Source organism: Singulisphaera sp. GP187, from assembly GCF_900129635.1.
Taxonomy (GTDB): Bacteria; Planctomycetota; Planctomycetia; order Isosphaerales; family Isosphaeraceae; genus Singulisphaera.
Genome location: NZ_FSRB01000002.1, coordinates 2366033 through 2377886, shown reverse-complemented (window position 1 = coordinate 2377886; position 11854 = coordinate 2366033). Strand labels below are relative to the sequence as shown.

7 protein-coding genes are annotated in these 11854 nt (G+C 63.0%); 4 read left to right on the top strand and 3 right to left on the bottom strand.

Annotated features, from left to right (window positions below):
* Positions 1–217: 217 nt before the first annotated feature.
* Entirely contained in the window at positions 218–988 is a 771-nt protein-coding gene (locus tag BUS42_RS33605; protein WP_074314417.1) for an HAD-IIA family hydrolase, read from the top strand.
* A gap of 140 nt (positions 989–1128) precedes the next feature.
* Here BUS42_RS33605 and BUS42_RS33600 read toward each other — a convergent pair whose 3' ends face one another.
* Positions 1129–2013, bottom strand: a complete 885-nt coding sequence (locus BUS42_RS33600) for a hypothetical protein (RefSeq protein ID WP_074314415.1) — start codon at positions 2011–2013, stop codon at positions 1129–1131.
* A gap of 319 nt (positions 2014–2332) precedes the next feature.
* Between BUS42_RS33600 and BUS42_RS33595 the strand changes: the two genes are divergently transcribed.
* Together BUS42_RS33595 and BUS42_RS33590 are read left to right on the top strand one after the other, a co-directional pair.
* A complete protein-coding gene (locus BUS42_RS33595; RefSeq protein ID WP_074315647.1) occupies positions 2333–3769 on the top strand; it encodes a sensor histidine kinase in 1437 nt (478 codons plus the stop codon).
* A gap of 4 nt (positions 3770–3773) precedes the next feature.
* Complete coding sequence (locus tag BUS42_RS33590; protein ID WP_074314413.1) at positions 3774–5162, top strand: sigma-54-dependent transcriptional regulator; 1389 nt, start codon at positions 3774–3776, stop codon at positions 5160–5162.
* A gap of 150 nt (positions 5163–5312) precedes the next feature.
* Here the strand turns inward: BUS42_RS33590 and msrB are convergent, their stop codons facing one another.
* Positions 5313–5906 carry a peptide-methionine (R)-S-oxide reductase MsrB gene (msrB, locus tag BUS42_RS33585; RefSeq protein ID WP_074314411.1) on the bottom strand — a complete coding sequence of 198 codons (594 nt, stop codon included), beginning with the start codon at positions 5904–5906 and terminating at the stop codon, positions 5313–5315.
* 420 nt (positions 5907–6326) lie between these two features.
* Between msrB and BUS42_RS33580 the strand changes: the two genes are divergently transcribed.
* Complete coding sequence (locus BUS42_RS33580) at positions 6327–9602, top strand: AsmA family protein (RefSeq protein WP_074314409.1); 3276 nt, start codon at positions 6327–6329, stop codon at positions 9600–9602.
* 563 nt (positions 9603–10165) lie between these two features.
* Here BUS42_RS33580 and BUS42_RS33575 read toward each other — a convergent pair.
* Positions 10166–11770, bottom strand: coding sequence for a glycosyltransferase family 39 protein (locus BUS42_RS33575; protein WP_074314407.1), 1605 nt, complete (start codon positions 11768–11770; stop codon positions 10166–10168).
* Positions 11771–11854: the final 84 nt, after the last annotated feature.

Genomic DNA, 11854 nt, shown 5'->3' with positions numbered 1-11854 from the left:
ATACATTTTGTCAGTTGAATTTATTGAACCCGTGAAACGCAGCCTCAAGGCGGGACGCGAGCCTGCGAGCTCGCCTGAGTGAACTGCGGCTCAGAAGCTCGACGCAGGTGGAATACGGGGAGCCGCCCCCATCCCGATCGCCCTCGGGGTGAGTCCGTGATAGAATGAGGCCACGGAACCTGGCGACTCCTCGGTCGTTTCGGAGTGCTCTCGGGAAATGCCGACCAGCTACATCGTGGACATGGACGGGGTCATCTACCACGGCCACCGCCTGATCCCCGGGGTCCTCGACTTTCTCGAAAAGCTGAGGCGGGGAGGTCACAAATTCCTCTTCCTGACCAACAACAGTCAGTGGACTCCGCGCGACCTCAGCCATCGACTGGGCCAGATCGGTATCGACGTCGATGAGTCAAGTTTTCATACGTCCGCGCTCGCGACTGCGGACTTCCTGCATCGCCAAAAACCCGGTGGGACCGCCTACGTCATCGGAGGCGCGGGCTTGACTCATGCCCTCTACAGCGTCGGCTACACCTTGACCGAACACAATCCGGACTATGTTGTGGTCGGAGATACCCGCAGCTACGACTTCGAGAAAATCGAGCGGGCGAGTCGACTGATTTCGGGGGGGGCTCGGTTCGTCGCGACGAACCTCGACCTCACCGGTCCGTCGGAACAAGGCATTCAGCCAGCCTGCGGCGCCCTGGTGGCACCGATCGAACTGGTGACGGGTCGAAAGCCGTACTTCGTCGGCAAGCCCAATCCGTTGATGATGCGGACCGCCCTCCGCAAGCTCGACGCCCACTCGGCGGACTCGTTCATGGTGGGCGATCGCATGGATACCGACATTCTCGCCGGAACCGAGGCCGGGATGAGGACGATCCTCGTCCTCTCGGGAGTCAGCACCCGGGAAACGGTGGAACAGTATCCCTTCCGACCGACCCACATCTTTGAGAACGTTGGAGAAATCCCAGTCGAATCGCTAATCTGAACCCACCTGGTTCCGTTGGTACAGGCTCGTCGACCGGACTAAGAATTCCCGAGCTTTTGCCTGGGAACGCAAGGGGGGTGGGGTGGGACACCGAGGTGCCCCGCCCCTGAGGCAGATTCATTCTGACGCCAGACTACCGACTACAGCGGAGGCGGCAGTCCTTCACGACGCTCGTCGCGCGGGCGATCGCCATCGCGGGGCGAGCCATTCGGTCCGAACTCTTTGGTTTTGGCCTCGTACTCTTTGCGTTTCGGCTCAGCGCCTTTGCGTTTTGCCTTGGGGCGATCGCCATCGCGGGGTCGCCGCTTCGGCTCAAAGTCTTCGCCCTTCGCTTTCGGACGATCGCCATCGCGGGGAGGGGGCGGGCCGTCGTGAAGCGCATGGGCGAGATGCTCGGAAACGTGGGTGATCGCGGTGGCCGCTTTGGCGAGTTCGCCGGCTCGTTCCAGACGGCCGGCCTCGGCATCGCGGCGGGCGGCATTGTAGAGGTCACGCGCCGCGTCGATGTAGAACTTGTCGGTCTCTTCCTTGGGGGCGTCGAGGCCGCCGCGTACCCGGTCGTGAGCATGCCAGAGGTCAACCCGCACCCGATCGTTGTCGCCTCCGGGGCCCCCTTCGGGGGGGGGTGGTAGGTCGTTGTCGCGTTCTTCGTACACCGAGGCGTTCTTCGAGTGCTCCACAGCGCGGGCCAGATCATGAGCCGCAACGCCGTATTCATGGGCACGCCGCTCGTCACCCTCCTTCTGGGCCTTGACTCCATCGCGATAGAGCTTCGAGGCTCGCTCGGTCCAGTCCTTGAGACGTTCCTCGGGTCGACCCGAGGATCGGCCGTCAGCCCGAAGCCGCCGGAGCAGCTCGTAAGCCCGTCTGAGCTCGCCACCCGGTGGCTCATCCGCTTTCTTTTGAGGAGGCGGGGGAGGGGGAGGAGGAGGGGGACCGCCTCGCTCCTCGTCCGGAGGAGGCTGCGCGGCAAGCAGCGCCATACCAATCAAACTGCTGGCACCCATCGTCAGGATCTTGATCACGGCTTGTTTCTCCTTGGCTCCAGCCTGATCCGTTCTCCACGACAGCAACAATCGCTGCGTCTGTGGAGCCTCAAAGCACGACTGATGCCAAAGCCAAAAAGCCGGGATTTCCTTGGTTTTTGGTGGGCAAGATGCCGGTCATGGGCAGGAACCCCCCGCTCCGGAGGGGGAAATCCGCCCAAGAACGGGTGCTCAAACGATAAGATCGACGCTGATTCTCATGAATCACCGGCATTCCTTCAAAGTCGACGTTTGGCCCGACGATTGCTTCGTGGTTTGGGAATGGGGCGACTCGATCACTTGGAACCAGGCGAGGATCATGACGCATCAGAGATTACGGATCCCGCTCAAGTGGCAGATCGGCGTGGTCGTCGCGTTCTTTGTGGCCGCCTTGACCTCGCTCTGGGTGACGTCCACGTCGGTCATCGATCGCGAGCGGCGCCGCGGCTCCGCCAAAGGGGTGCTCGACCGTGCCGGAGAGGAGCTGGCGAAACGCGGCACCTCAGTCCTCGTGCGAGCGCCACGCTGGCCCGACTACCTCGACCCAGCCGATTGGGACGAGCTCGATCGCGATCTCTCGGTTCAGGCCGCCGAGGCGTTGGCCCCGTTCGACGGCGTCGAAGGCGGTTACTACGTCCGCGACTTCAACCGATTCCTCGGCGCGGCGTTTCCGAGCGCTCCACCCCCGCCCCCGCCCCCGCCCCCACAGTACGAGGTGGTGCCGCACGGCCGACGTCCCGGACCGCCGCGATCCGAGGCCGAGCTCATCGAGATCCAGATCGACGCCGCCATCCGGAAGAAACAGAGCCTGTTCGTGGTCGAAGTCAGCCAGCCGAGCCTGGTCGCGATCCGAACCGCCCCCGTCGACGTGCGCGGTCAGGTCGTCGCCGCAACCTGGACGATGATCCGGCTCGAAGATCCCTTGTTTCTGAACCGGTCACTCCGGGGTTATCAGCTTGCGGCCGGTCTGGCGCTTGGCGGGATCACGCTGTCACTGGTCCTGATGGCGGGACTCGCGAGGACCGTTCGGCGCCAAGCGGCCGAACGCGAGCAACTGCAGACGGAGCTCCGGCGTTCGGAACGTCTGGCCGCGCTCGGCAAGCTGCTCGCAGGGGTCGCGCATGAGGTCCGCAATCCGCTGGCGGGGATCCGCTCGACCGTCCAGCTCTGGCAGCGCGGAATCGGGCCTGACGCCGAGTCATTCGAGGGGCTCGTTGATGAGGTGGATCGCCTCGAAGGGATTGTGGCTCGCTTGCTTCAATTCTCCAGGGCCGATGCCCAGGACTTGATGCCCAGCGACCTCAACGAAGTCGTCACGGAGGTGGCCCGGTTGTCCGCCGCCAGCGCCGAGGCGCAAGGGGTGACGGTCGAGCTCGACCTCGACCCCGGGCTCCCACCGATCCTGATGGCTCCCCCAGCGATCATGCAGGTTTTCCGCAACCTCTCGACCAACGCGCTTCAGGCCATGCCCACCGGCGGGACGCTTCGGCTCTCGACCCGGTCCGACGTCATCGCGGGGATCGTCGAAGCGCGAGTCGGCGATACGGGCCCAGGTCTTTCCCCCGAAGTGTTCGCTCACTTGTTCGAGCCTTTTTATACCACCAAGGCGGGCGGAACCGGCCTGGGGCTCGCGATCGCACGCGAGATCGTCCTGGCGCACCGCGGCGACCTTCGATTCGAAGTCGGCCACCCGGAACGGGGCGCTCTTTTCTGTTTGACGCTGCCAATTCTCAGAGAGAACGGCCATGGAGACTGATCCGATGAGCGAACCGGCGCTGATCTTGGTGGCCGATGATGATCGAACCATCCGTCGCAACCTCGTCCGGCTCCTTCAGTCCGAGGGCTACCGCACGTCCGAGGCGGCCGACGGTCTCGAGGCGCTCGCCTCGATTCGAAACGAGCCCCCAACCGCCGTGCTCCTTGACCTCAAAATGCCCGGCCGGGATGGCCTCGACGTGCTCCGCGAACTCGGTCCCGCCCTCTCCGACCTCCCTGTGATCGTCGTTACCGCCTTTGGCGGATCGGCCGCGGCGATCGAGGCAATGCGCCAGGGTGCCTACGACTATCTCTCCAAACCGTTCGACCTCGACGAGGTCCTTCTGATCTTGAAGCGAGCGCTCCATCAGCGGTCACTGGCCGCCGAGGTTCGTTCCCTGCGCGCGGAAGTCGACGTCGACGAAACCGGCGAAGGCCCCGACGACGAACCGCAAATGGTCGGACAGAGTCCACCGATGCGCGACGTCTACAAGGCGATCGGACGCGCCGCGGCGACCGATGAACCGGTGCTGATCGTGGGTGAGAGCGGCACCGGCAAGGAGCTGGTCGCCTCGGCCCTGCATACCCACTCGCGTCGTGGCGAGGGTCCGTTCGTCCGGGTCAATTGCGGGGCCTTGCCCGACGGCCTCATCGAAAGCGAGCTCTTCGGCCATGAACGAGGCGCCTTCACCGGGGCCGATCGCCAGCGTCCCGGCCGATTCGAGCGTGCGGCGGGAGGAACGATCTTCCTCGACGAAGTGGGCGAGCTTCCCCAGGCCGCTCAGGCCAAATTGCTTCGAGTGCTCCAGCGTCGCGAATTCGAACGCGTGGGAGGCACGGAGACCCTCAAGACGGACGCCCGAGTCGTCTCGGCAACTCACCGCGACCTTCCCAAAGACGTGGCGGCAGGACGATTTCGTGAAGACTTATTCTATCGTTTGAACGTGATCCGGATCGCCATCCCCCCCTTGCGGGAGCGCCCTGAGGACATCACCCCGCTGGCTGAGCATATCTTGCGGCAGCTCGAACGAAAGTATGGTTGGGTCAGCCTCAGCTTGACTCCCAAAGCCTCGGAGAAGATCCGCGCGAACCCTTGGCCCGGCAACGTCCGGCAACTGGAGAACTACCTGGCCCGAGCGGCGATCGCCGCGCGGGGTCGCCCGATTCTCCCGGAGCACCTCGAAGTTGACGAGCCTGGAACGAGCTTGGCAGTCGAGACTTCCGAGACGGAAGAGTCCTTACCGTTGCGGGCCCTGCTCGCCGAAGTCGAGCGTCGCGCGATTCAACGCGCCCTGCTCGCCTGCGAAGGCAATCGCACCAAGGCGGCCGGGCGTCTCGGAATCTCACGTCGCCAACTGTTCGACAAAATTCGTGAGTACGACCTCCATCCCTAAAGGGACGAGACCCGAATCAGCCTCTCCCTCACAGAAGGGGTTGAAGGCCGCGTGTGGAAGCGCGAGAGCACGAGGGGGAGGGAGTGGGGGGCGGGGGGGAAATCGGACGGTCGGCGTCGCCCGACGAGACGAGTCGCCTGGCTGTCAGACTTACTTCGATGCCGATGAGCCTGAATCGGCTTGCGGCTTCGCCGCCTCGGACTCGGGTTCCGATTCGGTTTCTGCTTCGGACTTCGACTTCGCGTTCTTCGCCGGCTTGCGATCCGGAACAAATTTCAAGGCAACGGAGTTGATGCAGTAGCGCAGGCCGGTCGGTGCGGGGCCGTCATTGAAGACATGACCGAGGTGCGAACCACAGCTCTCGCAGAGGACCTCGATTCGAGGGGTTCCCTCACTGGTGTCAATCTCGGTGACAACGCTGTCCACTTCATTCGGCCGCCAAAAGCTTGGCCAACCCGTCCCCGAATTGAATTTGGTTCGTGAGCTGAACAGCTCGGCACCACAGGCCACGCAATCATACGTTCCCTTGGCATGGTTGTTGAGCAACCGACCCGAGAACGGCTGCTCGGTCACTTTCAGCCGGCAAACCAGAAACTGACTGCGCGTCAGGATCTTGGCCCATTCTTCGTCCGACTTGACGACCTTCTTCTTTGGCTTGTGGGCCGGTTCCTGCGCTGTGCTCGGCATTGCGGTCAGCACCGCGCACGATAATAAGGCAAGCGTGGAAATAATGCGTCGACTCATGGTCCGTGTCTCTCCGAAATCCGGTGTGACGATTCAGAGCTGATCGAAGGTCGCCCTCGCAATCGCGCCTCGCAGACACGATCCTTTCCCGACCTGGTTCTCGATCACGAACGCTCGGCAACTTCGCCCATCAAACCCGATCGCCTGATTTTCATTCATTCTACTCGTTGAGACAAGTACGCTTCTAAAGGTCCTGCTCTCCCTGGTTTTCGCAAACCACCGAAATTACCGCATGTCCCCCCGAGGATCTGGGGTTGCGGCCCGAATTTCCGTTGGTTCAAGCCTACCTCAATTTTGGGAAGAAAGCGTCGAGCCGGTGGACAAGTCGGGGTTGATCTTGAGCTTTTTGGCGATCCGGAGTTTCATAAAGATGCGTGTTCAATTCCGGACTACGGAGGGTTCCGGGGGAGTCAAGGACTGATGTCGCTCACCAATTCACCTCGCAAGCCTCGAAAATGGCTCCGCAGGTTTCTCCTTGCCGCGATTTTGATCCCAGCCCTGACGTTGCTCAGTCTGACTTGGCTGGCGTCAAGCGCGCCCGTCCGAGTCATGGTGGTCAAGACAGCGAACCAAACACTCGCGCCGAGCCGGCTCGAAATCGGTTCCCTGCGGTTCTCCTGGTTTGGAAACCAGGAGATGTACGGCGTCGTGCTCCGCGACAAACGGGGGAAGGCGCTGGTCAAGATCCCGCACCTGAGCCTCAGCCGAACCTTGCCCAGTCTGGCCACGGGCAACCTCGTGGGGGGACAGCTCGTCCTCGACGGGGCCGCCATCGACATTGAGCGTCGGGCGGACGGCTCAATCGACCTGGTCGACGCCTTGGACTCGCTCCTCAAGGGGGATCCCGCGAAACCGGCCCCGAAGGAACCGGCCCCGAAGTCCGCGAAACCAGGCCAAGCCTGGGACTCGGTTTCGGTGAAGCTTGTCAATGGCTCACTCAGCGTGCGGGCTCCCGAGCTTCCGGAGCCGATCACCGCGCGTCAATTCGACTTTTCGGCCCAAATGCCCGCCGTAAAGGGACCCGTGACCTGGCGGATCGCGCTGGCGAACCCCACTGAGAAGGACGATTCGACGATTGAGATCACCGGGGAGGTCGATCCTCGCGTTCCGAACTCGGGCATTCCCGCGCTCACGGCCAAGATCGTCGCCCGGCGCTGGCCCTGGAATGTCGACTCGGGCGGCGTGGCCATGAAGGGCCGGCTCGATGGGACGTACTCAACGGTTCGGCAGGCCGATCAGTGGAGTTTCTCGGGCCGTGGCGAGGTGCTGGCTCTTGAGGCCACGGGCGCGGCACTTTTGGGCGACCGCCTGCAACTCGATCAGCTCCGCGGAAACTACGAAATCGCCGAGGCCGATGGAGCTTGGGACGTCCGCAAGCTCGACCTGGTCTGTCCTCTCGGTTCGATCAAAGCGACCGCCAAGCTGGCGAACGCATCGCAATCGGTTTCTACAAAGATCAACGGCCATCTCGATCTTGCCGCCCTGGCGCGGCAACTTCCGCATGTCTTGCACGTCCGCGACGGCCTGACTGTCGAAAGGGGCTCCGCACGGCTCGACCTGGAGATCGCCGAGGCGGGCCAAGGGCCAGGTCGCAAACTGGTCGCCGAAGCCCGAGTCTCCGACTTGGAGGCGCACGACAAAGGCCGCCTGATCGCCATCCGCGATCCGGCAAGCCTCTCGGCGCACATCCTCCAACGCCCTGACAACCTCAAGGTGGAACAATTCACCGTCAAAACGGCATTTCTTGATGCAGCCGGATCCGGCGACCTCGAAAGCGGCGTTAAGGTCTCGGCCACCGTCGATCTCGAAGGGCTCAAGAACCAGCTTCGTGACCTGATCGATTTCGGAAAGCTCGATCTCGCCGGCAAGGGACGGATCGCGTTCGACTTCCGACGCCCGGAGAAACAGCGCTATACGAGTCGGTTGGCCGCTGAATTCCTCGCCCTTCGGGTGGTGGGCTTGACGGCCGAGCCGATCGCGCGGAATGCGTTCCGGATCGACCTCGGCGCCACTGGCCCCCTGACCGAATCCGTCATTCCTCAGGCGTGGAACGTGGCCCAGTTCGCACTCAAAACGGACGATCTGACCGCGTCGACCAGGCTTTCGACCGCAACGACCGACGGGGCGTTCCAGATCGACGAACTCAAGTTCGCTTTGGTGCCGCTCCCCCAGAACCAGGCTCCCACCGCCGCCCTCGACCCGGTCCGACTCGCCGTAAAGGGCCGCTTCGACCCGACGACCGGGACGCTCGAACTGCAGTCACTCCCCGACGGGCTGAAACCGGAACCGATCGCGATCGCCGCGGAGGGCCTGAAAATCATCGGGCTCAACCGGGGGGGAGCGCTCCACGTGGAGGGAAGCCTGACCGGGGATCTCGCTCGGATCGACCGGGGTTATGCCTGGTGGTCGGGGGGGACGGCGATGGACCTGGCCGGCGCCCTGTCGCTGAAGTCTGGGATCAATATCACGCCCGAAGGAGCGATCACGGCCTCGACGACGTTCCAATCGCCTGACCTCTCCATGGCCGGTGCCGCGGGAAGCCCTCGCCGCATCCTGGCGCCGGCGGTGCTCGCGATGCATACGCAGAGTTCCCCCAGCTTCGACCAGATCGAAGTCGTGAACATGGCGATGGCGATCCGCCACGCGAGCATTCACGCCAAGGGTAGTCTCAACACGAAGGGCGATCGGCGGTTTGCCGACTTCGCCGGCACCCTCGACCCGAACTGGGTGGTCCTCGATCCCCTGGTGGCGGAGGCGATCGAGCCGAAAGCCAAGGTGCGCGGCGTCGTGCGTCCGTTCAAGCTTCGGGGACCACTCACGGCCGAGGGGTCGGGAAGTATCCTCGAGGAATTGGAAGCGGAGCTTGGCTTCGACCGCTTCGAGGCGATTGCGTTCGGTCTCAAAGTCGCGCCCACTCCGGTCGTGCTGCATTGGAGCGGGGGGGTGGGGACAATCGACCCGATCGAGACCACGATCAACAATGGGCCGACCGTCCTCAAACCGAGGCTCGACGTCGACAAGGCGGGGACCGTCACGTTCCGGCTCGCGCAGGGCTCGGAGATTAAAGGGGCGGAGATCAACGACGAGGTTTCACGCAGCTTGCTTGCCTACGTCGCGCCCATGCTCCACGATGCGACCAGGGTGAACGGCAAGGCGTCAGTCAGCGTGTCGAAGGCGGATTATCCGATCAATGGAGACGAGTCGACCCACTCGACCCTGATCGGACGCGTCGAATTTCAGGATGTGAACTTCGCACCGGGGCCGTTCGCGGGTGAGCTGATCACGCTCACCGGCCAAAAAGGGGCGACGGGACTCCGTCTCGACCAGCCGATCGAACTGGCGATTGCGGACGGTCGCGTCAACCAACGCGGGCTCTCCATCCCGGTCGGCCGTGACGCCAAGCTCGAGTTCGAAGGCTCGGTTGGCTTCGACCAGACGATTGCGATGCGGGCGAAGGTTCCCATTACCCAAGGGATGCTTGGCAATAGTGCCGAGGCGAAGGAATTGCTGGAGGGCTTGAAAGTCGGCCTACCCATCGGTGGCACGCTGTCGCATCCGACGATCGACCGCAGGGGCATGCAAGTCGGTTTGAGAGACGCGGGCAAATCGGTCCTCAAACGAGGAGCGAACGACCTGCTCAACAATCTGGTCAAGCCGGGCCGGTCGAACGCCCCGCGCAACCCGCGTCTTCGCTAATCGCACGGCATTAACGTATTGAGTCATGCGACTTGACAGAAAACATGAGGCCGCCGCAGCAACCTCCTTCCCACCGGCCTTGAAAACGACGCCTCATCACGGCAGCAAAGCTTTATGTCCCCTGGTTCGACACGGCAACTAATGGAGTGAGGTTCTGATCTGGCCTCTTCGGCTCGCGCAGTGAAAAGCCCCGTGGCCCTCTCTTTTCGAGCGGGTCACGGGGCTTTTCCGTTATGTCCCGTGGTTCGACACAGCGTCTGATGGAGTGAGGTTCTGATCTGGCCCCTTCGGCTCGCGCAATGAAATGCCCCGTGGCCCTCTCTCTTCGAGCGGGACACGGGGCTTTTCCGTTGGGAGGGTTGGGGTCCGAAGTCAGACCTCAACCATTTTCAGAGGACTGGAAGCGAGAGGGTTCCCGCTCGTGGTAGGTGGAAGAAGTGGAGAACTCGCGGAATCGACAGGCTGAGAACTTGGGGTCGGGCCGTTGTAGGCAAGGTGTCGAGCCGGTTTCGTCGGAATCGAAGTCAAACGTTCCTTGCGTCGTTCAAATCTCCCCACGCAATTCAACGAAGTTTCGGGGTGGGCAGGTGGCGGCTCATCCGCGTTGGTTCGCCTTCCGGGGCGGGCATCCGTCCTGGTCGAGGCATCGGTCCCGGGCCGGTATAACCGAATTGGAAGGGTGCTGTTTGACGGACGCAACGGTAGAGCCGCACCGTTTCCACCGGAATACCCGCGCGGACGATCGGGAATGTCGCGATCGGCTCCACGCGTGTGAACCACGGGACGTACGTTTCCGCCTGCACCTGGCTGTCTTCGACTTGGATGAAAATACCGTCGCGGCCCACCCAGTCTCTTGGCCGACTCCAGAAACGAAAGCTGCGGGCATCGCGATGGTAGCAGGCCACGTCAACCTCACGGCCCGAGACGATCGCCAATTCCGCGCTGAATCGCCAGCTATCCGTGAACAGAAAAGTGACGGGATCATCAAGGAGTCCCCTGATCTTCAGCTCACGGGCGATCTGCCCCCAACGAATGGTGTCCACCGTGGGATCAGCCACCGGCCAAACCGATCCCAGAAGCTGGCCTCGTTCGTTTTGAAAGAGACCTGATCGAGCATGGATCACGAACAGGGTACCGACCAACAACGGGACCGCGGCGCAGAACCGGAGTCTCCATCGAGTGCGCCTCGGGGACGCCGCCAGTTGTTCTGCCCAACCTTTGCCCATCAAGGGCATCAGCGACACGAAGCCGATGAGCGGCCAGTGCGGCATGATCCGCCGAAAGGTCGCCACTCCCATAAATATGGCCAGGGCCGGCACAGCCTGGGAGATCAGAAACGCCTCGGACTCACTCCAGTCTCGTGGTCGGCGAATGATGAGCCGGGCGAGGATCGCCACCAATCCGATCCAGATCCAGGGGGTGAGGTAGAGACACTGTCCGAGGATCGCCTCAAGGAATAGTTCCGGCTGGAAACCTTGGAATCCACCCGCGCGATTGCCCTGGAACGCGAACGATGCCCACCCGTGCTCGGCATTCCACCCAATGACGGGCGAGAACAGGGCGAGTCCCTCCACAATGGCCAGGTAGGGCCCCGGCATCCGCAGGCAGCGTCGGGCCGAGGGCTTCAGCACGAGGTAAAGCAAGAAGCCGACGGGTAGCAGCGCCGCGTAGTATTTACTCAACATGGCGGCACCCCAGGCAAAGCCCGCTCCCACCCAGAGCGAGGCCTGCTCGGGAGCCTCCAGGGCGGCCCCCAACCGCTCGAGCGTGAGCAGCCAGAAAAACAGCAGAGGGCCGTCCGGTCCCGCCAGGGTCCCCACGACCATGCCGTAGAAGACCGTCACGTTGAGAATCAAGGCGGCCATGACCCCGGCCCGCTCGCCAAACGAGCGCGTCGTGAGCCGCGCCATGAGCCAGGTGGAGCCGGCAAACATTGCGATGAATCCGACCCGAAGGCCAAAGGCCGGTGACAGTCCATGAGTCACCCCAAGCCCCAGCGCCGCGACGAAACCGACCATCGGCGGGTGGTCGAAGTAGCCCCAAGCCAGGTTCTGCGCATACAGGTAGTAATACGCCTCGTTCGTATAACTGCCCAGGTTCGCGGCCCAGACCAACCGCAGGACCGACGAGACGCCGATGATGGTCCAGAGTGCCCTTCGGTTCGTCATTTCGGCTCCTCCAGTCGAGCCAAGCCGGCCTCGACGCAAAGGTCGCACCAACGATTCCGAAGCTCACCGAGCGTCCGCCTGAGC